The following is a 21,645-nucleotide window of genomic DNA, read 5'->3' as shown; positions in this document are numbered from 1 at the left end:
CCGGAGGTGTCGAGGGAGCGCGGGCAACCCCGACTGCCAGCGCTGCTCGGCGCCCGAACACCAGAATCGCATACATGGATGAGCTGGACATATCTGCTCGCTCGCCGCTCCTGGACGCGTCGCACGCCCGGCCGCCGGGGGACCCCGTCCACCGCCCGCCGAGAGGCCCTCGCTGCGTTCGCCGATCGCCCCGCCCGGTGTCACACTGACCAGGTGGTCGGCATGCGAGAAGGCCAGGTGTCGCCATGCTCGGCAGAGAGATCCCCCGTATGAAGGCCTCCGTACGCAACGCGGCCCTCTCCGTGATCGCGATCCTCACGGCCGTCGGACTCGCCGCCTGCGGGACGGACGGCGGGAGCGCCTCCGGCACGGAGAACGGGCCCAAGATCGGTGTGCTGCTGCCGGACTCGACCACGGCCCGCTGGGAGACCCAGGACCGGCCGCTGCTGGAGAAGAAGATCCACGAACTGTGCCGCACGTGCACGATCAGGCACGGCAACGCCAAGGGCGGCGTCGCCCTGCAACAGCAGCAGATGGATTCCATGATCTCCGAGGGTGTCGACGCCATCCTGCTGGTGGCGGTGGACTCCCGGGCGATGGCCGCCTCGGTCAGGAAGGCCGAGCAGGCCGGCATCCCGGTCATCGCCTACGACCGCCTCTCCGAAGGTCCGATCGCGGGCCACGTCTCCTTCGACGGCCAGGAGGTCGGCAGACTCCAGGGCCGGGCGCTGCTGAAGGCCATGGGCGACGAGGTGCCCGGAGCCGAGATCGTGATGATGAACGGCGACCCCAGCGACCCCAACGCGGTGCTGTTCAAGGAGGGCGCGCTGTCCGTGCTGACCGGACAGGTCGAGATCGGCAAGGCGTACGACACCATCCAGTGGCGGAGGGAGGTCGCCAACCTGAACATGTTCGGCGCCATCGCCGCCCTCGGCGTCGGCAACATCCAGGGGGTCTACGCCGCCAACGACAGCCTCGCCGCCGGCAGCATCTCCGCGCTGAAGTCGAACAAGGTGTCCCCGCTGCCCCCGGTCACGGGGCAGGACGCCGAACTCTCCGCCGTGCGTCGCATCGTCCGCGGCGACCAGTACATGACCGTCTACAAGCCCTTCCCGCCCGAGGCCGCCGCCGGCGCCACCATGGCCGTGGCCGCCGCCCGGGGGGAGAACCTGGACCGGGTGGCCAAGGACGAGGTGCGCACGGGCGACGGCGAGACGGTTCCGGCGGTCATGCTCACCCCGGAGTCCGTGACCGTCGGCAACATCAAGGACACCTTGGTGAATGACGGCGTGTACACGGTCCGGCAGATCTGCGTCCCCGATCTCGTCGCCGCCTGCGAAAGGGCCGGGCTGACCTGACCTCGGCCCGGAGCCGTCCGGGCCACGGGAAGGAGATGGTGTTGCGTGTCTGCTCCCCTGCTGGCCCTGAACGGTGTGTGCAAGCGCTACGGCGCCGTCGAGGTCCTGATCGACATCGAGCTGGAGATCCAGGCCGGCCAGGTCGTCGCGCTGCTGGGTGACAACGGAGCCGGCAAGTCCACCCTGGTCAAGGTGATCTCGGGGGTCGCGCCCGCGGACCGGGGCCACATCGCCTGGGACGGCCGCCCCGTCCACATCAGGCGCCCCAACGACGCCCGGGACCTCGGCATCGCCACCGTCTACCAGGACCTCGCGCTGTGCGGGAACCTCGACGTCGTCGGCAATCTGTTCCTCGGTCGCGAGATCCGCAGGTACGGCTTCCTCGACGAGATGGAGATGGAGCGCCGCACCGCGCGGCTGCTGGAGCGCCTGACCAGGGGCGTCCCCGAGCTGCGGGCGCCCGTCGTGTCACTGTCCAGCGGTCAGCGCCAGACGGTCGCCATCGCCCGCTCCCTTCTCGGCGAGCCACGGCTCCTGCTGCTCGACGAGCCGACGGCGGCGCTGGGACTCCAGCAGACCACCGAGGTCCTCGACCTGGTCGACGAGCTGCGGGACCGGGGCGTGGGCGTCCTGCTGATCAGCCACAACATGGGCGACGTCAAGGCGCTCGCGGACCGTGCCATCGTGCTGCGGCTCGGCCGCAACAACGGCTTCTTCGACGTGAACACCGTCTCGCAGGAACAGATCATCTCCTCCATCACCGGGGCGACGGAGAGCACGCCCCGCCGGCCGGCCCATGAGGAGGCGGCGTGGTGAAAGGGACACACGGCATCGCGGACACCCCGCAGGCCGAGACCGGCGAGTCCGCCCTGTCCGAAGCGCCCGGTGCCGAGGCCCGCAAGGCGACCCGCGGGTCCGCCGCCGGGCGGGCCGTGGAGAGCTGGATCGCCTTCGCCCGGCGCAAACTGCGGGCCGGTGAAGTGGGCTCGCTCCCGGTCGTCGTCGTCCTCGCGGTCGTCTGGATCACCTTCCAGTCCCTGAACTCCAACTTCCTCTCGCCGCGCAACCTGTCCAATCTCAGCGTGGACATCGTCGGCACCGGACTGATAGCCGTCGGCATCGTGTTCGTGCTGCTGCTCGGTGAGCTCGACCTCTCGGTCGGCTCGATCAGCGGGCTCGCGGCGGCCGTGTTCGCCGTGCTGAACGTGCAGCATGGCGTCCCCGAGTGGCTCGCCCTGATCATCGGGGTGCTCGCCGGGGCGGCCGCGGGCACCGTGCAGGGCTACTCCTTCGCCAGAACCCGGGTGCCTGCCTTCGTCGTCACGCTCGCGGGGCTGCTCACCTGGAACGGCCTGATGCTCTACATCCTGGGCAGCAGCGGCACCATCAACCTCGACGAGAACGGGATCGTCGCGAAGCTGACCAACTACTACTTCACCGACGACGCCGTCGCCTACGGGCTCGCCGCGCTCGCCACGGGCCTCGTCTTCCTGGTGTCGTACCTGGACCGGCGGCGCCGGATGGCCGCCGGGATGCCGCATCGCTCGCTCCAGATCATCGCGGTGCGTGCGGGCGGGCTCGCTGTGATCGCGTTCGCCGTCGCCTATCTGCTCAACCGGTTCCAGGGGCTGCCGCTCGCCCTGCTGATCTTCCTCGTGGTGGTGGCCGGCCTCGACATCGTGCTGCGCCGCACGCACTACGGACGCCAGGTGTACGCCCTCGGCGGCGGCGTCGAGGCGGCCCGGCGCGCCAGCCTCCGGGTGACGCGGGTGCAGACGGCCGTACTCGCGGTCTCCGGCACCATGGCCGCGATCGGCGGCCTTTTCCTGGCCTCGCGCATCACCTCGGTGAGCCAGACTTCGGGGTCGGGCGTGCTGCTGCTGAACGCCATCGCGGCGGCCGTCATCGGCGGCACCAGTCTGTTCGGCGGGCGTGGTTCGACGTGGTCGGCGGTGCTCGGGATGCTGGTGATCCAGTCGATCGCCTCGGGCATGGCCCTCACCGACACGCCGGCCGCCGTCCAGTTCATGATCACGGGCGGCGTGCTGTTCGCCGCGGTGGTCATCGACGCCCTGTCGAGACGCTCGCAGGAGGCGCACGGACGGGCCTGAGCGACGCCGCGAGCAGCCCTGCCGCCCGCACGGGATGCTGGAGTCAGGGGCATGGGACGAGGACGGCCGGGAGGTGATCGCGGTGATCGCCGTCAACCCGATGGACAGCGACTCCGTGCTGGCGACCTTCGGCGCCCTCGGGGTCCTGGTGGTGATCCTCGCGGAGTCCGGCCTGCTAGTGGTCGGCTTCTTCCTGCCCGGTGACACGCTGCTCTTCCCGGCGGGAGTGCTGTGCGCGGCGACCGCCGACCAGGCCCCACGGCTGGTGCTGTGGCAGGTGCTGCTGTGCGCGGCCGTCGGCGCCGTGGTGGGCGGCCAGATCGGCTACCTGCTGGGCCGGCACGGCGGACGGGCGCTGCTGGCCCGCACCTCGAAACGACGAGTCCACGACGCGGCGGCCCGCGCCGAGAAGCTCCTGGCCCGCTACGGCTACGGAAAGGCCCTGGTGATCGGCCGTTTCATTCCGCTGGTGCGCACGGTCCTGCACCCGGCGGCCGGCGCCCTCGGTGTGCCCGTGCGGACCTTCACCATCTGGCAGATCGTGGGCGGCCTGCTCTGGTCGCAGGCCCTGGTCCTGGCCGGCTACACACTCGGCGCCTCCGTCCCCGGCATCGACGCCTACCTGCTGCCGCTGGTCGCCCTGGTCGTCGTCCTCTCCCTGCTGCCCCTGCTCCCGGTACTGACGGAGTCCCGCCGCTCGAAACGCGACCGCTGACGCGTCCCGGGCGCCTCGCTCGCGGTCACCGCTCCCCGGCCACCTCGTCGCCGGAGACCATCGGAGTCCGCGTGGTGCCATCGGGAGCGACGGCCCTGGGGTGGAGGGTGAGGGTGATGCGATGTGTGGTCGTATGCGCCTGCTTCGCGTCCGCGCCCCCTTCGACGACCCAGAAACGAACCTTTCCGCCTCCGCCCGCCTCACGGGACACGGCCACCGTCGCCTCCACTTCCACCGGGCCCAACTCGAAGCGCAACGGTTCAGCGGCCCCATCGACCATCGCGGCAATCAGCTCCGCCCGCAACTCTCGGATCATTTCGGTGAGTTCGATCATGGTCCACCCCCGTCTCACACGCTACCGGCCCGGCGCCCCGTCGACTGGGCGTCCGTCGATCCGGGTATGCATGGAAAATGATCCAACCCGCCTGCTTCATCGTGCAGTTGCGCGCAGCGGAGCGCTGACGTCATGGCTACGCCGACCCGGACGCCGGGCCTCGACCCCAGCCGCGTCGCCGAGATCATCGTCGCCGGGGACGGAGAACGACCGGGCAGGCGCGGGTCCGGGTATCTGGTGGGCGAACGCTGGGTTCTCACCGCCGCGCATTGCGTACCGACGTCCGCTTCCGCGGTCACGGTGCGATTCGACGCCGACCTTCCGACACACTGGGCCGCTCCGGCGCGGATCCTGTTCCGCGCCGAGTCCGCCGATGCGGCCCTTGTCGAGGTCGTCGGGACGGCAGCCCGCAAGCCGATCGACCCACCCAGGTACGGCCTGGTACCCGATGCCGATCTCGTGCTGCGGTGCAGCGCCATGGGATTTCCGCGCTTCAAGCTCCGAGAGGGCACTCCGGGACGGTCCCCGCACACCACAGCGCCGAACCAGTACCGCGACTCCTGCCACGCCACGGGGACGATCTCCGTCCTGTCCAACCGCAGGGAAGGGACTCTCGAATTCATCGTGGCGGCGCCGGACCCCGATCCGGACCCCGCTCGCTCGCCGTGGGAGGGCATGTCGGGAGCGGCGGTCTGGCACCAGGGCGCCCTCGTCGGGCTCGTGCGGGCGCACCATCGCTCGGACGGGCCGGGACGTCTTGCCGTAGCCCGTGTGGATCAGTGGTTCGGCCTGCTGACGGCAGAGGAACTGGATCTGCTGCGCCGCACCTCAGAGTTCCCGGCCGGACCGGACGGGCTCGCAGGGTCCTTGGTCCCGTCACCGGCTTCGGGTCCACGCCTGGGAAGCCTGCCCGACACCGTTCCCCTGCGTGAACTGGACGGCCTGGTCACCGCGCTCACGGCTCTGCCCGTCGTCCGGGACAGACCTCGCCTCGATCTCGTCCTGTCGAACGTCAACCCGGTGATCGCGGCGAACAGCCCACGTGACGCCACGCCTCGCATCGATGTCCTGGGCATCGTGTGCACCTGCCTGCGCTACCCCGGCACACTGGACGAACTGCTCGACGCCGTACGCCTGTTGGAGGGAGGATCCACCGGACGGGCGCGAGTCGACCAGGAGGCTGCCGAACTGGCACGACGTCAGGGGCTGGACAGCGGGCCGGCAGCCGTGTCGTCCACCCCCACTGGGGCCGAAGGCTGATCCATGGGCCATGATGTGGGGGTCGTGGAAACCCAGCACTTCGAAGAAGGGGCCTGGCCGTCATGGATCAGCCGATGGCCGCCGTCGAGTCCGATCTGGTCGATCTCACGGGGGTATCAATTGAGACGCTGCGAAGCCTCGACGACTCGGTTGTCGCCCCTTCCCTGCCCAGCATTCTTCTCAAGCTCGACAATCCGCAGGCCAGTGCCAGTGACTTCAACCCCTCACACGACGTCTGACCTCGCCGTCCCGTCGGGAGACACCGCAGATGTCGGGTAGCGGACTCGTCCTGCCGCGCCACCGGGTTCCGGCGGAGAGCCTCATCGCCCTCGCCGAGGGAGACGGCGACGACCACGTCCTCGACCTCCTGGTGTCCGCGGAGCGGAGCCGCAGACTCCTCCTCCTGCGCCTGCTGGACGAGATGACGTCGCACGGTGTCCCCGAGGTGTCCGACGGCCCCGTCCCCCTCACTCCGGCATGGGAACTGCTCGCCCGTGCCCAGCATGCCGCGCCGGACGCCGTGGACAAAGTCCTGATGTACCCGCAGACCGGCATGTGGCTGTCGTCGGCGCTGCGCCGGCTGCGGGGAACCGACAGGGAGACGACACCGCTGTGGGTCGTCCTCGGTCATCTGTCGGCCGTCGCCGCCGCGGCGGGGATACGGGCCGGGCTCGACTTCACGATCACCGTGCCGATGCGGCACGGTTACGCGCTGGTGCCCACTCTCGGAGCGGCTGAGCTGACCGCACCCGGTCCCTGGACGTCCGCGCAGGTGGAGGCGGCGGCGGGGCAGGCCTGGATCACGACCCCGAACCGCCGCGTCCAGGTGGCCCCGGACTCCGACCGCGGCAGACCGGGATGGCGCCCGCTGCGCTGGATCACGGCGGGGAACGGCGACAGCGAACTCGCCCTGGCCCTCGACGACCTGGACCCCTATCGGATCTACCCCAGGCCGTCCGCACCACAGCGTCTGCCAGACGACCGGGTGGCGCGCTGGCAGGAGCTCTTCGAACACAGCTGGGCCCTCCTGCTGCGGGACGAGCCGCAGACGGCGACAGCCATGCGCCGGGGGCTGATCTCCTTCAGCCCCATCGAGGCCGGCGAGCGGCTCCGGCCCCGCAGCGCTTCCACCGGGGACGCGTTCGGCGGCGTACTGGTCTCGGAACCCGACGACGCGGTGCAGTTGGCCGCCACCATGGTGCACGAGTTCCAGCACACCAAACTGAGCGGCCTGCTGCACCTGACGTCTTTGTACACGGCCGACGCATCCCAGAACGAAGAACGGCTGTACGCGCCCTGGCGTGACGATCCCCGGCCGCTGGGCGGACTGTTGCAGGGCATCTACGCGTTCACGGGCGTCACCCGCTTCTGGCGCACTCACCGCCACTCCGACGTGGGACGGACTCCGGAGCTCGGGCACTTCGAGTTCGCGCTGTGGCGTTCGCAGCTCTGGTCGGCCTTCGAATCCGTCTGCGACCACTGGAGACTGACCCCACTGGGCCGACGGTTCCTCGATACCCTGCGGAACCGGTGCGCGGCCTGGCTCGACGACCCGGTGCCGGATGTGCCGGGGAGGCTGGGCCGGATGTGTGCGGCCCATCACCGGGCCCGTTGGCGAGCGCATCATCTGCGCCCGGCGCGAGAGTGGACCGATGCGACGGCTCTCCGCTGGATCGACGCGGCGGACGGTCCTGCCGAGTCCGCCGAAACCGGCACCCGACTCGCACCGGACCGGTCCGCGATGCACTTGGACAGCCTCGCGACCCTGGTCAGGCACCGCCTTCAGGGGACGTCCGGGCACGGCGCAGGGCAGAACACCGATCCCACCAGGGCCGTCCTGCAGGTAAGGGGTGCACTCGAAGGCGACGCGCTGCTCGCAGCCGGCCAACCGAACGCCGCAAGAAGGTCCTACCTCGCACATCTGTCGGCCGACCCGGACGACGCAGCGGCGTGGGCGGGTCTGGGCGGCGCATTGACCGCCGAGGGGGTGGAGCCGGAAGCGGCAGGGTTGCTGACCCGGTATCCCGAGCGGGCCCGGGCGGTGCAGCGTGCCCTTGTGGCGAGTTCCGGGCGACCTGGCGACCCCGTGCGCCTGGCGGCCTGGCTGGGCAGGGCTCTTCCGGCGTCCTGAGAACCGGTCGGCAGGGCCGCGGTCCGACCGCCTCGGTCAGCGGTCGGACCGCCGATCCGTGAACTCGCCGCCTGCCTGCACCGCGCGCACGGACGCGTCATCCGCATCGGCCGTGCAGCCTTACGGTGCCTGCTCCGGCGCCGCGGCATCACCACAGGGCGAGCCCGGCCGGCTGCCGGCGACGTGCCGCCGCACGCACGGCTTCGCCCAGCGGCGGATGTCCGCGACGGTGTGGGCGAAGAAGGACAAGGCCGAGCTGTGCTTCACCCCGGCCTGCGCCTCCCGGGCCAACCCGATCGAGACCCGCTTCGGCCCACCGAGGCAGTTCACCCTCGCCGGCTCCCACCATCGCAGCCATCCCGCGCAGCCCCGGGCCCTGCACCGCTGCCTGCGCCGGCGCCATGCCGACGCCCGCCACCCCGACGTCCTCGTCGCCCAGCGGCCTGCCGAACTCCGTGACACGGCAGGCGCGGCAAGCTGTCTCAGCCTTCCCGAGGTCCGACCGGGGCGGCTGTCCGGGCGCCTGAATCCTTGCGTGCCGAGAGCAGGAACAGGACCGCAGCGGCGGCGGTGAAGCCGAGCCCGACGATCATGCAGGCCATGACCGTCTCGTACGGTGCATCGGCGATCCGGGGGATGCCGTTGACGAGCATGAGGGCGTAGATGCACAGAATGCCGTAGGCGCGAAGCCGTAGCCCGGCCTGTCGCTTCCGCAGCCACGGCGGTGTCCACCCCGCCAGTATCGCCACCGGCAGAGGCAGCATGAGCGCCGTGGACACCGCCAGCGCTATCCAGTGGTACAGCGGATTGCCGTTCACCCCGCCCCCCTTCGTAAGCGATCACCACCTTACGGAGGGTTGGCGAGGCCCGTCCATGCCGAACACCGCGCACTTCGGGCGTACCGATCCGCTCGGAGCGCTAGAGAGGCATGGGATCGATCGCGCAATTGGCGCGTTCCCGGTTCTGCGCCTGCAGAGTGGCGGGATGCGGAGCCGCGCTCGGCGACTGCAGCCGGGGCGCGTCCAGGACGGCCCGGAGCCGTTCCACGGTCTGCTCCAGCAGATCCTCGCCGGTTCCCGCTTCCCGCGTGCCGGCCGCGATCTGGTCCAGCGCCAGATTTCCCGCGCATGCCAGCGTGGTCGGATGATCCGGGCCAAGAGCCGACCGGCATCGTTCCCACGTCGACTCTCCGAGCCGACGGGCCTCGGAGATCTCGCCCAACGCGCTCAGGTCGCTGGACAGGTTGATCGCGCAGGCCAGCGTCATGGGGTGATCGGCCGACAGCCGCTCCGTCAGATGGGACAGAGCGTCCCTGTCGAGCGCCCTGGCCTCCTCCGGACGGCCGAGCAGTCGCAGGGTCACCGCCCGGTCCACGTCGGCTGCGAGCGCGTGCGGATGGGTGGGGCTGAACAGACGCCGGTACCGCTCACAAGCCTTGGTCCCCAGGTCGAGGGCGGAGGCGAGGTCGCCGTTCTGGCGTTCCGAGATGGACAGGGCGAGCGCCGCGTCGAGAGAACGCGGGTGGGTGTGGCCGTACCGCCGGGTGAACTCCGTGAAGGCCTCGCGGGCGAGCTGGAGCGCGGTCATGTGATCACCCTCCTTACGGCAGGCCTCACTGAGCTGCTTCATGGCCTGAACCGTCGCGGGGTTGGTTGCCCCGAACACCAGCCGGTTGGCGTCCACGACGGACTCCTGCAAGGACCTGGCCCGGATGTAGTCCCCGGTCTCGCGGACGTCGATGGCGATCCCGGCCTGGGTGACGAGCGCCTGTTGGTGATCCGAACCGAACAGCCGAACCTTCAGTGCGTGGGTACGCTGATCCAGTTCGAGGGCGTGAGCGAATTCGCCGGTCAGCCGGAGACTCACCGCGAGATTGTGGGCCGCGTACAGCGTCTGCGGATCATCCTCGCCGTAGAGCCGCAGCGCACGGGCGTGGACTCGTGCGTCGAGTTCCGCCCCCGCCTCGAACTCGCCGAGAGACCTCCGGACCGCGGCCACCAGGTTCAGCGCCTCGATGGCGTCCTCACGGTCGTCCTCGCCGTCCTGCGGGGCGGTGGACTCATAGATCTCCCGGAGCCGTTCCGACAGCACTCTGGCGTCCTCGTGGCGGCCGGTCCTGAGGTATACGAAACACAGCCACCAGGCCATCCTTCGACTGGCCGTGTCCTCCTGGCCGAATCGCTGCTGCCAGTTCTCCCACGCCTGTTCGCAGAAGTCGACCGCCAGCTCCCAGTCCCCCCAGTAGAAGAGGTACTTGGCGATGTTCATCACCAGTTCGCGCACCCAGAGCTGATCGGAGGCGATCGCCTGGGAGGCGACCACGTGCCCGTAGAGTTCGGCGTACCGGGGCCAGTTGTCCGGCTGGGCGGGTTCCTTGGGATCCGCCGCCGCCATGAGTGTGTGGGCGCCGTCGCGCATGCGTTCCTTCTCGTTGGAGGACATGCGGTTGATCAGGACGGCCTGCACGAGGCGGTGCATCTCGACGGAATTGGTGCGGTGGTCGATGCGGGCGAGGGAGTACCTGTTGACCTCGCGCAGCGCACGGGCCAGCCGAATCGGGTCGTTGAGCGCATGGTCCAGCTCGGGGACGATGCTTCCGCCGCCCAAACCGGAGAAGATGGCGCGGGAGATGGGGCCCGGAGCGAAGTACGAGCACAGCTGGAGCAGTCGCAGCGCCGCCAGACTGCGGGTCTCCAGGTGGTCCAGCGAGACGTTCCACGCCGCGGCAACCGGCAATTGGTAGTCCAGAGGTGGCGACAGTTCCAGAAGCTCGGTCCGCTTGGTCTCGAAAAGCCTCAGATACTCGGTCACGGGCATGCCCGTTTCGGCGCGCCAGGCAGCGGCCTGTTCCAGCGCGAGGGGCAGGTCGCCCAGTGCCTCCGCGAGCCGGTCGGCCTCGTCGTCCTCGATGGGCGCGCCGCTGCGTCGCAGCAATTCCTTGCTTTCCTCACGGCTGAAGACGTCGACTTCGAGTGACCCTCCGACGAGACTCCACCTTCGGTTGCGAGACGTCACCAGAATGGTGCCGATGCCGCCCGTGGGGAAATAATGCCTGACTCGTTCCGGGCTCTCGGCGTTGTCGAAGATGAGCAGCCATCGGGAATAGGGCTTCCCTTCCCGTAGAGCCTCACGGACGGCCGGGCCGGCGATGTTGGCCTCCGACGAGGTGTTGATGCCCAGCCTCTGCGCGAGTTCCACCAATGCCTGCCCTATCTGGCCGGGCCGTTCGGCAGGAATCCACCAGACGATGTCGTACTCGGACTGATGCCGGTACGCGTACTCGATGGCCAGCTGTGTCTTGCCGACACCGCCCATGCCGTGCAGCGCCTCCGGCAGTACGGTCGTGGTGCCCTCCCGCAGCCGTGCGGCCAGCAGCTCCAGCAGGTCGGCCCGACCGGTGAAGTTGGGGTTCCGGGGCGGGATGTTCCCCCACACACGGGGCGTCGATACGTTTCCCTCGTCTGCCGGAGGCAGGGGTGAAACGGGCATGCCCGACTCTCCTCTCGAGAGATTTTCAGGCAGTTCCGGGCTGGTGGCCCGGCCGGATTCCAAAGCAGGTGTTGCATCGTACTGGTCGTACGAGTTGAGCACGATAGCGAGCATTTCGGCGCGTTCCATGAAGGGACCGGACAACGCCTGGAGAGCATGAAGTTCCACTCGAAGGAAAGGAAGATTCCTCCGAGTAACCGTCGGAACGGCGGTGCTGTCAAGTGCTTCCGAGACAGCCGGAAGCAGCGAACCCTGAGCGGCCTGCGCCGAGTTGTTCACGAGTCTGCGCACATCCCGCAGCACGCGAATGGTATCGGTACGACGCGCAAGTGCCAGGAGTTCCTCACGGATTTCCGGCGCGAACTCGAAGGCGATGTCGGTGCGGTCATCGCCGGCACCGGTCACCGGGACCAGCAAGCCGCTCAGCAACAGCTCGGTCAGATGGACCGGCCCCGCGCCCGACGTCTGAGCGATGAGCATGCGCACGACGGGAAGCGACAGCGGCGCGGCCGCGAGCCGAGTGGCGAGGGTGAACGCGGTCGGTGAGGCCGCGGCCCGCAGGTCCGACACACAGTCCCGGGCGGACATGACCGGGGGCTGTGCCGATTCGATCGGTTCAGCTCGACCACCGGGATGCTGCGCGGGAACACGCGGTGTCAGCACTGCCGAGATCTCGCGCCAGTCCGCGCTTCCGGTGTGCACGAGTGTGGCCCACGCCCTCATCGAACGCTCGGTGAGTTCGAGTACCGGCAAGGGCACGACGTCGTGCTCCGCGTCATGTCCGGATTCACCGATCTCCATCGGCGCCTCGCGCAGTCGCCAGTCGTAGGCGACATTGGCGTGCCACGGCCGGCGGCCGCGCATCTGCAAGTGCCGCACGCTCAACCCGCTGCGGAACCAGAGCGGTTGGGGCAGCAGATGAATGATCGCGGTCGGACCCGGCTCCAGTTGGGCCCGCAGCCCGGTCAGCGCCGCGCCGGACCGCCAGCCCGCCGCCAGCCCGTCGGTGATCACGAGCAGCATCCGATGACGGTCCCCTGCCGAGGCCGGGTGGGACTCAAGACGAACGCCGGCCGCGTTCTCGAGGTCGGAGCCGAGCAGATGCGCTGTGTCGACCCGCTCGAACAGGCCGAGGGAGCGCAGTTCCGCCACCGCCGAGTCCAGGGTTTCCCGCCACACCCGCAGGGTGGGGTGGGCGTCGATCGCAACGAGCAGGTCCCCGGCCGGAGGCGAGCCGTCCGGCGGCGCGAGTGCCCGGAGCGCCAGAGCAGCGGTCCCTGAATGGCCGGCCCGGCCGGCCCCGCTCTCAGAAGTCATCGGACGTGCTACGTCGATGAGCCGACAACTGCCGGCGGGCGCACGCGTATACCGGACCGGCGTGCGGGAGAGACATCCACGCCCTCAGCGTCGCAGTGGGGCCATGCGGACGCAAGAGGCCGCATCCGAGCTCAGGACGCGCTGTTGGGCCTTCGCAGTCCCGGCTGGTGGTCCGGATCGTCCAGAAGGATCGCCAGATGTCGGCCCACGTGCCCGTCCCACCCGTCCGGGCCGAGCGCGAGCGCCTCGGTGCGCAGCCGCGCCACTCGGTCCGCCACGCTGGCGAGTCCTCGATCCTGCACGATCTCACTGATGGCCTCCCGAAAGGCCGGGTCGGCGCAGTCCCGGCGATGCCAGATCATCAGGGGAACACCGGACCGGAGTCCCGCGAGGAACTCGTAGCGGTCTCCCTCTCCGTTGCCCCCTGGCGGCGCACTGAGGATCAGGCACACCGCGTGCTGGTCCTCCTTCAGTTCCCGTTCCAGGTGGAAGTAGTAGCTGGGCCCGTCGTCGGGATGGCTCCAGTAGGAGTGGCTGTCCGCCGGCTGTTCACTGAGCCGGCGCCACTTGTTGCGCCAGGGCCGGTGCCAGGCGGTTCTGCGCAGTCGGTCGAGGCTGCGCAGGAAGACCATGTAGTCCATCACCAAAGGGGTGGGCAGCGCGGAGGACGACTCCTTGTGCCACCACTCGACCGGCTCGTTGAGCAACTCCCAGGGCAGGATGAACTCCAGGACGATCGGCTGCGTCAGATCGGCCCATTTCTCTTCGGTCTCCTCGATCAGCGCTTCGACCTCGGCATGCAGTTCATCGCGGTGCAGGTGCCGGGTCTCGCCCTGCACGGGATGCCAGCCCGCGCTGTCGGACTGATGCCAGTGGGACAGGTAGTACCGCTCCGAGTCGAGGCCGTCCGGCTCGAACTGGATGATCAGATAGGCGGGGGCCAGCAGGGGATCCCAGTCCGCGGCTTCGCCGTCCAGCCCCCACTCGTACTGCCGCAGCCGGTGCCAGCGGCGCAGTTCCTCGGCCTCCTCGACCCGCCCGTCCATCGCGAGTTCCTCGGCGACCAGCGCCAGAAAGGCAAGGCTCGGGGGAATCTCGCCCTTGGCCGAATTCTCACCGGCGAGCCGTAGGAACACCCGCCAACCGGAGTTGCACCAGGCGGGCAGTTCCTGGACTCGTGAGCGGCTGGCACGGCGGGCGAGGGTCGGCAGACCGGGAGGCCCCAGAGACTCCAGTACGGGGCGCAGCCTGCGCAGGTCCACACCGCTGAAGAACGCCGACGCTTCCCACTCCTCCAGCAGCTGAAGCAGCGACGTGACCGACGTCGACTCCTGCTCCAGATATCGCAACGCCCTTGCCAGGCAGGCAAGTCCGTCGGGCAGCTGCGCACAGTGCTCGACCAGGCTCAGCAGCCAGGGACGTAACGCGTCACCGCTGAACGGCTCCAGGGAGACGCCGAGTTCGTCACCGAGGTACGTCGTCCACAGATGCCGGCCTCCCGGGCCCCGGAGGGCGGCGCTCACCTGGAGAATGTCGACGATCTCGGCCACCAGCTCGTTGCGGATGCGCGCCGGACTGCGCTCCTCCACCACCCTGTTGCCCCCCGATAGCCACAGTGGCGCATTCGACCGCCGGTTTCCCTGATCCCTGTCAGCGTAGAGCTGACGAGCGGTGAACGGCAGCCGACCGCGTCGACACCGTCGTGAGCCGACCCGACGAAGTCATGTCGGCCTGCACATCGGGGAGTTGACCCGAACCACACCACGTTCGACCAGTCGGACATTGTTCGAAAACCCTTGACGCTGCGCCACGCCCCGTTTGACACTCTCGCAACAGGACGTCACACAGCCGAAACGGCAGGGTGCCCACGGCCGAGGCCCCGCCATGCGTCAGCAGGGAACTCGACATGCCGTACATCGCACGCGTCCGTGTCCGCGCGAGACGTCTGGCGGGCCTGCTCGCCGGGCCGACCGTCGCGTCGCTGTTGCTGGGACTGGCCGCACCCGCCCCTCCCGCACAGGCCGCCGCCCCGTCGGCCGGCGCCGCCGACGCCGCGGACATCACCGACGGTCTCGCCCTCCGGTACAAGCTCGACGCGGCCTCCGGCAGCACCGTCGCCGACACCTCGGGCCACGGCCGGGACGCGACGGTGAGCGGTGCCGCCGACTGGTCGGGCACCGGTCAGGGTCTCGCCTTCAACGGCTCCGACACCTACCTCAAGGTGCCGAACGACGTGCTGAAGGGCATGGACTCGATCTCCGTCTCGCTGGACGTGATGGTCGACTCCGCCCAGCGCACGCCGTACTTCATCTACGGCTTCGGCAACTCCAGCGGCAGCAACGGCGACGGCTATCTCTTCACCACCGGCAACTCCCTGCGGACGTCGATCGCGACCGGCAACTGGTCGACCGAGCAGACGACGAGGCCCGCCGACTCCCACAACCTGGCCCGCTCGGTGTGGAAGCACCTCACCTACACCCAGACCGGCACCACGGGCGTGCTGTACGAGGACGGTGTCGAGGTCGGGCGGAACACGGCCGTCACGATCACGCCCGGCGCCCTCGGCTCCGGCACCACCACCGCCAACTACATCGGCAAGTCGCTCTACTCGGGCGACAAGCTCTTCCAGGGCCGTATCCGTGACTTCCGGGTCTACGACCGCGCGCTCGACGCCGCCGAGGTCGGGCAACTCGCCCTCCCCGTCGCCACGCAGGGCGTCGCCGACGACAAGGCCGCGCTGAGCCTCGGTGACACCGGCGCGGTCGTCGCCGACCTGGACCTGCCGAAGACCGGCACGGCCGGCGGATCGTCGATCAGCTGGGCGAGCGACGCCCCGTCGGTCGTCTCGGACACCGGCAGGGTGACCCGCCCCGCCGCCGGTGAGCCGAACGCTCACGCCACCCTCACCGCGACTCTGCAGAAGGGCACCGTGACCGACACCAGGACCTTCGACCTCACGGTGCTCCCGGACTTCGACGACCGGACCGCCACCGAACAGGCCGCCGCGGCGCTCGGCGTCCGCAACCTCGACGACGTCCGCGGCAACCTCACCCTCCCGGCGACCGGCGCGTACGGCACCGCCGTCACCTGGTCCTCCGCCGAGCCGGACGTCGTCTCCGCCGACGGCGTGGTCCACCGCCCCGCGCACGGCGACGGCGCCACCGCCGTCGAGCTCACCGCCACCGTCACCAAGGGCGCGGCGAGCACGACCCGCGCCTTCACCGCCCAGGTGCCCGAACTGCCGAGGAGCGAGGCCCTCAAGGGCTACATGTTCAGCTACTTCACGGGCGAGGGCACCGCCGACGGCGAGCAGCTGTACGCCGCCCTGAGCAAGGGCAACGACCCGCTGCACTGGCGGGAGCTGAACGACGGCAAGCCGGTCCTCACCTCCACGCTCGGCGAGAAGGGCCTGCGCGACCCGTTCATCATCCGCTCCCCTCAGGGCGACAAGTTCTACCAGATCGCCACCGATCTGAGGATCTACGGCAACGGCGACTGGGACGCCGCGCAGCGCAGCGGCAGCAAGTCCATCATGGTGTGGGAGTCGACCGACCTCGTCCACTGGACGAACCAGCGGCTGGTCAAGGTCTCGCCGGACAGCGCGGGCAACACCTGGGCGCCGGAGGCGTTCTACGACGCGGAGCGCGGTGAGTACGTCGTCTTCTGGGCGTCGAAGCTGTACGACGACGAGGCGCACTCCGGCGACACGTACAACCGCATGATGTACGCGACGACCCGTGACTTCTACACCTTCAGCGAGCCCAGGGTCTGGATCGACCGCGGCTACTCCGTCATCGACTCGACGGTGATCCGGCACGACGGGACGTACTTCCGTCTCTCCAAGGACGAGCGCAACAACAGCTCCTCCACCCCCAACAGCAAGTTCATCTTCGAGGAGAAGAGCGACTCCCTGCTGGACCTGTCCTGGACCGCCGTCGCCGAGGGCATCGGCAAGGGCGCGATGAGCGCGGCCGAGGGGCCGCTGGTGTTCAAGTCGAACACCGAGGACAAGTGGTACGCGTTCCTGGACGAGTTCGGCGGGCGCGGCTACCTCCCCTTCGAGACGACCGACCTCGCCTCCGGCACCTGGACCCCGTCCACCGGCTACGACCTCCCGGCCAGGCCCCGCCACGGCACGGTCCTGCCGGTCACCCAGGCCGAGTACGACCGTCTCCTGCGCGCCTACCAGCCGGACCGGTTGGTGCAGGGCGTCGAGGACGTCGAGGTGAGCACCGGCGTCGGCCGGGCGCCCGTCCTGCCCGCCACCGTCATCGCGACGTACGCCGACGGCGTCAAGCGTCCGGTCGCGGTGACCTGGGAGGACGTCGCCGCGTCGAAGTACGCGCAGGCCGGCGTCTTCACCGTGTCCGGCAGCCTGCCGGACGGCGCCGCCATCCCGGTGCGGGCCGAGGTCACCGTGTCGGAGGCGGGCCCCGAAGCGCCCGCCGATCTGCTCGTGCACTACGACTTCGACGAGACGGGCGGCAGCATCGCCCGGGACTCCGGCGGCCACGGCCACCACGGCACCTACGTCCGTACGCCCGGCTTCGGCACCGGCGTCGAGGGCGGCTCGTTCAAGATGTCCGGCGACTCCGCCTCGCCCTATGTGAGGATCCCGAGCGGCGTGCTGAGGAACGCCGGCAGCGTCACCGTCTCGACGTACGCCAAGTGGAAGGGCGGCGACAACTTCCAGTGGCTGTTCGGTCTCGGCCCGGACAGCGACCGGTATCTGTTCGCCACCCCGTCCAACGGCGGCTCCAGCCTCTACTCGGCCATCACGAAGGCGAGTTGGCCGGCGGAGACGAAGCTGACGGCCGGCTCACAGCTCACGCCCGGCGAGTGGCAGCACGTCACCGTCACCCTCGACGGCTCGACCGGTTCGATGGTCCTCTACGTCGACGGCATCGAGGCGGCCCGTGCGACGACCACCGTCAAGCCGTCCGAGCTGTACGACGCGAGCAAGGACCACACCGGCTACATCGGCAGGTCCCTGTACTCGGCCGACCCGTACTTCGGCGGCGAGGTCGACGACTTCCGCATCTACGACCGGGCCCTGACGGCCGCCGAGGTGATGGAGCTCAGCGGCAACACCGCGGGCATCGCCGACGCGACGCATCCGGGGCTGAAGGTCGACGCGCTCGTCGACAACGCGAGCGGCAGGATCACCCTGCCGATGCGGGAGGGCAGTGATCTCACCGCGCTCGCACCGGAGTTCACGCTCGCCCGCGGCGCGGCGATCAGCCCGGCCTCCGGCAGTGTGCAGGACTTCGGAGAGCCGGTGACGTACGAGGTGACGGGCTCCGACGGCACGAAGCGGACCTGGACGGTATCGGCGCTGGTGATGAAGAGCCCGGTCCTGCCGGGTCTCAACGCCGACCCGAACATCGTCCGCTTCGGCGACACCTTCTACCTGTACCCGACGACCGACGGCTTCGAGGGCTGGAGCGGCACGCAGTTCAAGGCGTACTCCTCCACCGACCTGGTCCACTGGACCGACCACGGCGTCATTCTCGACCTGGGCCCGGACGTCTCCTGGGCGGACAGCAGGGCCTGGGCCCCGACGATCGCGGAGAAGGACGGGAAGTACTACTTCTACTTCTGCGCCGACGCCAACATCGGTGTCGCGGTGTCGGACTCGCCGACGGGGCCGTTCAAGGACGCGCTCGGTCAACCGCTGCTCAAGGCGGGGCAGTTCAGCGGGCAGATGATCGACCCGGCGGTCTTCACCGACGAGGACGGGCAGTCGTATCTCTACTGGGGCAACGGGCACGCCCATGTCGCGCCGCTCAACGCCGACATGACGTCCCTCGACACCTCGAAGGCCGAGGACATCACGCCGAGCGGCTACAACGAGGGCTCGTTCGTGATCAAGCGTGCGGGCACCTACTACTTCATGTGGTCGGAGAACGACACCCGCGACGAGAACTACCGTGTCGCCTACGCCACCGGCCCCTCCCCCACCGGCCCGTGGACCAAGCGCGGCGTGATCCTGGAGAAGGACCTGTCGCTCGGCGTCAAGGGGCCGGGCCATCACTCGGTGGTCCGGGTCCCGAACACCGACGACTGGTACATCGCCTATCACCGGTTCGCGCTCCCCGGCGGCGACGGCACCCATCGCGAAACGACCGTGGACAAGCTGGAGTTCGGCTCCGACGGGCTGATCAAGAAGGTCGTGCCCACTCTCACGAGCGTCGATCCGGTCACCGTGGTGCACGCCGGGCCGGACGCGGCGGGCCCGGAGGGCGACCGGATCGCCCTGACCGGCACCCACTCCGGCGCGGGCGGCCCGAAGTGGAGGGTCGAGGAGGGCGCGCCCTGCTCGTTCGCCGACGCCGCGGCGGCGAGGACCACCCTCACCTGCACGGACGACGGCACCTACACGGTCACGCTGACCGGCGGCCGGAGCAGTGACTCGGCCCAGGTCCAGGTCGCCAACGCCGCGCCCGCGATCACCGCGGCCGGCGGGCCGGCGTCCCCGGTGTCCGTCGGCAGGCGGATCCTGGTCACGGCGGACTTCACCGACCCCGGCACCGGCGACACCCACACCTGCCGCGTCGACTGGAAGGACGGCACACCACCCGCCGACGGCACCGTGAGCGGCGGCACCTGCCGGGCCGCGCACCCCTACACCGAGGCCGGCCTCCACCGCCCGGTGATCACGGTCGAGGACGACGACGGCGCCTCGGACGGCACCACCCTCCCCGAGCTGATCGTCCACGACCGCACGGCGGGCCCGGCGCTCGGCGCGGGCGTGATCCCCTCGCCGGCCGGCGCCCACCCGGCGGAGCCGGACGTGACCGGCGTGGCCGCCTTCTCCTTCGCCGCCACCTACCCGAAGGGAGCGTCGGTCCCGACCGGAAAGGCCCACTTCGACCTCGGCCGGGCCGGGCTGAAGTTCCGCTCCACCGGCTCCGACTGGCTCGTCGTCACCGGGTCCCGGGCCGTCTACCAGGGCACCGGCAAATTGAACGGCAACGCCGGCTACGGCTTCCGCGTCACGGCGACCGACGCCCCGGACACCTTCCGGATCAGGATCTGGCAGAGGTCCACCGGGGACGTCGTCTACGACAACCTCGCCGGCGCACGCCCCAAGGGCTTCGTCACCGTCGGCGACGGCCGACGCCAGCGCTGCGGCGGTGCCCTGCCGGGCCGGCGTCCACTCGATGGTCACCCGTGCCGGTGAGAGGGGTGGTCAGCAGGGTGCAACCCTCTCGCAACGTTGCCCGTGCTGCCCTTGCTCCATGTATGAGGAGACCCCGCGTGTCGAACTCACCCCCGCGGCCGCCGAGCTGCTGCGCCGTCTGCGCGCGACGCACGGCCCGCTGATGTTCCACCAGTCGGGCGGCTGCTGCGACGGCAGTGCGCCCATGTGCTACCCGGAGGGCGAGTTCCGGACGGGCGCCTCGGACGTCCTGCTCGCCGAGCTGCACGTCGAGGGGGTGATGGAACCCGTGACGTTCTGGATGTCGCGCAGTCAGTACGAGGCGTGGAGCCACACCCGGCTGATCGTCGACGTGGTCGAGGGGCGGGGCAGCGGCTTCTCGCTGGAGGCACCCGAGGGGGTGCGTTTCCTCACCCGTTCTCGCGTCGTCGGCGCCTAGATCCCCGGCCGGTCATCGCCGTCTGGTGCACTTCCCCTGAGTCCTGCGACATTTGACGAGACCTCAGGGGGTATGCGTGACGCTTCGTCAGAGACGATTCGCGTCAGTGAGAGCTTCGCTCACGCTGATCACGGCACTCGGCGCGCTGGCCGGTGCGGCCCTGGTGGGGGCGGCACCGGCCGGCGCCGCGCAGCGGCCCACTCCGATCGCGCCGGGTGTCGGCTACGAGGAGTTCGACGTCCCGGCGGCGAAGGGCACGGCGCACGCGCACGTTCTCAGCGTCGACCTCCGCAATCCGCGGGTCCGGCTCGATCTGCTGTATCCGGGTGCGGTGGCGGCGCGGGCCACCGTCTCGCAGCAGGCCACCGCGCAGGGTGCGGTGGCGGGCGTGAACGGCGACTTCTTCAACATCAGCGAGACACAGCACCCCGGCGTCGAGGCGACCGGCGCGAGCGTGGGACCGGTGATCGCGAGCGGCCGGGCCCTGAAGGCGGCGGTGCCGAACGGTCAGCGCTTCGGTCCCGCGCTGCCGCCCGGCACGAGCACCGAGGACGTGTTCGGCGTGGGCGTGGACCGCCGGGCCCGGATGGACGGACTGAGCCTGTCCGGTTCGGTCCGCACCCCCGAGGGCCGCCTTCCGCTGGGCGGGCTGAACCAGTACGCGCTGCCGGTGGGCACCATCGGGGCGTTCACGTCCAAGTGGGGCAGCGTGTCCCGGGTACGCGCCACCTGCGGCACGGACACCGACCGGGCGGCCCCGTGCAGCACGGACACCTACGAGGTGACGGTCCGTCACGGACGGGTCGTGTCGACCGCCGACACCCCCGGGAGCGGCCCGATCGCCCCGGGCACCACCGTGCTGGTGGGCCGGGAGGCGGGCGCGCAGCAGCTGCGGAAGTTCTTCACGGGCGAGCCGGTGTCGGTGCGGCACCGGCTGGTGGCGTCGTCGTCCCGGATCCCGTACCGCTTCGCGCTCGGCGGCTACCCGGTGCTCGACGACGGGCAGCCGCTGCCCGGCCTGGACGACCGGGCCTCGGCGGTGCGGACCGCCGTGGGCGTCGCGGACCACGGCCGGCGTCTGGTGCTGCTCGCACTGGACGGCGCACCCGAGTACCGCACCGGCCTGACCATCGCGGAGGTCGCCTCCGTGATGCGGGACCTGGGCTCGGTGGACGCCTTCAGCCTGGACGGCGGCGGCTCCTCGACGCTGGTCGCGCGCGAGCCGGGAGCGGCGGCGGTGTCCGTGCGCAACCACCCGTCCGACGGCAGGGAACGCCCCGTGCCCAACGGCATCGGAGTCTTCTCGATCCCCTGACCGGCGCCCCTGAC

General features: G+C 70.1%; 14 protein-coding genes. 10 read left to right on the top strand and 4 right to left on the bottom strand.

Features of this window, described 5'->3' with window-relative positions; translation table 11 throughout:
• The first annotated feature begins 269 nt into the window (after positions 1 to 269).
• The 4 genes from AC3ETA_RS15740 (at position 270) to AC3ETA_RS15725 (ending at position 4,184) form a co-directional block, all read left to right on the top strand.
• Entirely contained in the window at positions 270 to 1,358 is a 1,089-nt protein-coding gene (locus AC3ETA_RS15740; protein WP_432193585.1) for a substrate-binding domain-containing protein, read from the top strand.
• 45 nt (positions 1,359 to 1,403) lie between these two features.
• Positions 1,404 to 2,174 carry an ATP-binding cassette domain-containing protein gene (locus tag AC3ETA_RS15735; RefSeq protein ID WP_432193504.1) on the top strand — a complete coding sequence of 257 codons (771 nt, stop codon included), beginning with the start codon at positions 1,404 to 1,406 and terminating at the stop codon, positions 2,172 to 2,174.
• Positions 2,171 to 3,469, top strand: a complete 1,299-nt coding sequence (locus tag AC3ETA_RS15730; RefSeq protein ID WP_432193584.1) for a sugar ABC transporter permease — start codon at positions 2,171 to 2,173, stop codon at positions 3,467 to 3,469. The genes AC3ETA_RS15735 and AC3ETA_RS15730 overlap by 4 nt, the downstream gene beginning before the upstream one ends.
• A gap of 82 nt (positions 3,470 to 3,551) precedes the next feature.
• Positions 3,552 to 4,184, top strand: a complete 633-nt coding sequence (locus AC3ETA_RS15725) for a DedA family protein (RefSeq protein ID WP_432193583.1) — start codon at positions 3,552 to 3,554, stop codon at positions 4,182 to 4,184.
• Positions 4,185 to 4,209: 25 nt separating this feature from the next.
• On the opposite strand, the gene AC3ETA_RS15720 is transcribed toward AC3ETA_RS15725, so the two are convergent.
• A complete protein-coding gene (locus AC3ETA_RS15720; protein ID WP_432193503.1) occupies positions 4,210 to 4,518 on the bottom strand; it encodes a trypco2 family protein in 309 nt (102 codons plus the stop codon).
• Positions 4,519 to 4,650: 132 nt separating this feature from the next.
• Here AC3ETA_RS15720 and AC3ETA_RS15715 point away from each other — a divergent pair, with 132 nt between their 5' ends.
• The 3 genes from AC3ETA_RS15715 to AC3ETA_RS15705 all read left to right on the top strand — a co-directional run bounded on the left by AC3ETA_RS15715 (position 4,651) and on the right by AC3ETA_RS15705 (position 7,909).
• A complete protein-coding gene (locus AC3ETA_RS15715) occupies positions 4,651 to 5,778 on the top strand; it encodes an effector-associated domain 2-containing protein (RefSeq protein WP_432193502.1) in 1,128 nt (375 codons plus the stop codon).
• A 62-nt stretch (positions 5,779 to 5,840) separates the two neighbouring features.
• Positions 5,841 to 6,017 (top strand): hypothetical protein, encoded by a 177-nt coding sequence (locus AC3ETA_RS15710; protein ID WP_432193501.1) that lies wholly within the window; start codon positions 5,841 to 5,843, stop codon positions 6,015 to 6,017.
• A 29-nt stretch (positions 6,018 to 6,046) separates the two neighbouring features.
• Positions 6,047 to 7,909: an HEXXH motif domain-containing protein gene (locus tag AC3ETA_RS15705; RefSeq protein ID WP_432193500.1), complete on the top strand. Its 1,863-nt coding sequence runs from the start codon at positions 6,047 to 6,049 to the stop codon at positions 7,907 to 7,909.
• Between the two features lie 482 nt (positions 7,910 to 8,391).
• Here the strand turns inward: AC3ETA_RS15705 and AC3ETA_RS15700 are convergent, their stop codons facing one another.
• The 3 genes from AC3ETA_RS15700 to AC3ETA_RS15690 all read right to left on the bottom strand — a co-directional run bounded on the left by AC3ETA_RS15700 (position 8,392) and on the right by AC3ETA_RS15690 (position 14,304).
• Entirely contained in the window at positions 8,392 to 8,727 is a 336-nt protein-coding gene (locus AC3ETA_RS15700; RefSeq protein ID WP_432193499.1) for a hypothetical protein, read from the bottom strand.
• A gap of 100 nt (positions 8,728 to 8,827) precedes the next feature.
• Positions 8,828 to 12,715 (bottom strand): FxSxx-COOH system tetratricopeptide repeat protein, encoded by a 3,888-nt coding sequence (gene fxsT, locus AC3ETA_RS15695; protein WP_432193498.1) that lies wholly within the window; start codon positions 12,713 to 12,715, stop codon positions 8,828 to 8,830.
• A 131-nt stretch (positions 12,716 to 12,846) separates the two neighbouring features.
• On the bottom strand, positions 12,847 to 14,304 hold the full coding sequence (locus AC3ETA_RS15690) for a VMAP-C domain-containing protein (RefSeq protein WP_432193497.1): 1,458 nt from the start codon (positions 14,302 to 14,304) through the stop codon (positions 12,847 to 12,849).
• 317 nt (positions 14,305 to 14,621) lie between these two features.
• Here AC3ETA_RS15690 and AC3ETA_RS15685 point away from each other — a divergent pair, with 317 nt between their 5' ends.
• From AC3ETA_RS15685 to AC3ETA_RS15675, 3 genes are all read left to right on the top strand, one after another.
• Positions 14,622 to 19,898 carry a family 43 glycosylhydrolase gene (locus tag AC3ETA_RS15685; protein WP_432193496.1) on the top strand — a complete coding sequence of 1,759 codons (5,277 nt, stop codon included), beginning with the start codon at positions 14,622 to 14,624 and terminating at the stop codon, positions 19,896 to 19,898.
• A 58-nt stretch (positions 19,899 to 19,956) separates the two neighbouring features.
• A complete protein-coding gene (locus tag AC3ETA_RS15680; RefSeq protein ID WP_432193495.1) occupies positions 19,957 to 20,316 on the top strand; it encodes a DUF779 domain-containing protein in 360 nt (119 codons plus the stop codon).
• 106 nt (positions 20,317 to 20,422) lie between these two features.
• Positions 20,423 to 21,631 carry a phosphodiester glycosidase family protein gene (locus AC3ETA_RS15675; RefSeq protein WP_432193494.1) on the top strand — a complete coding sequence of 403 codons (1,209 nt, stop codon included), beginning with the start codon at positions 20,423 to 20,425 and terminating at the stop codon, positions 21,629 to 21,631.
• Positions 21,632 to 21,645 lie beyond the last annotated feature (14 nt).

Source organism: Streptomyces sp. bgisy027 (assembly GCF_057710365.1).
Note: the sequence above shows the minus strand (reverse complement) of the source record. Positions and strands in the feature narration are given on the sequence as shown.

Excerpts from the sequence above, each read along its gene's own strand:
- AC3ETA_RS15740 (WP_432193585.1), top strand. The coding sequence starts at position 270 with ATGAAGGCCTCCGTACGCAACGCGGCCCTCTCCGTGATCGCGATCCTC.
- AC3ETA_RS15720 (WP_432193503.1), bottom strand. The coding sequence starts at position 4,518 with ATGATCGAACTCACCGAAATGATCCGAGAGTTGCGGGCGGAGCTGATT.
- AC3ETA_RS15715 (WP_432193502.1), top strand. The coding sequence starts at position 4,651 with ATGGCTACGCCGACCCGGACGCCGGGCCTCGACCCCAGCCGCGTCGCC.
- AC3ETA_RS15710 (WP_432193501.1), top strand. The coding sequence starts at position 5,841 with ATGGATCAGCCGATGGCCGCCGTCGAGTCCGATCTGGTCGATCTCACG.
- AC3ETA_RS15705 (WP_432193500.1), top strand. The coding sequence starts at position 6,047 with ATGTCGGGTAGCGGACTCGTCCTGCCGCGCCACCGGGTTCCGGCGGAG.
- fxsT (WP_432193498.1), bottom strand. The coding sequence starts at position 12,715 with ATGACTTCTGAGAGCGGGGCCGGCCGGGCCGGCCATTCAGGGACCGCT.
- AC3ETA_RS15685 (WP_432193496.1), top strand. The coding sequence starts at position 14,622 with ATGCCGTACATCGCACGCGTCCGTGTCCGCGCGAGACGTCTGGCGGGC.
- AC3ETA_RS15680 (WP_432193495.1), top strand. The coding sequence starts at position 19,957 with ATGTATGAGGAGACCCCGCGTGTCGAACTCACCCCCGCGGCCGCCGAG.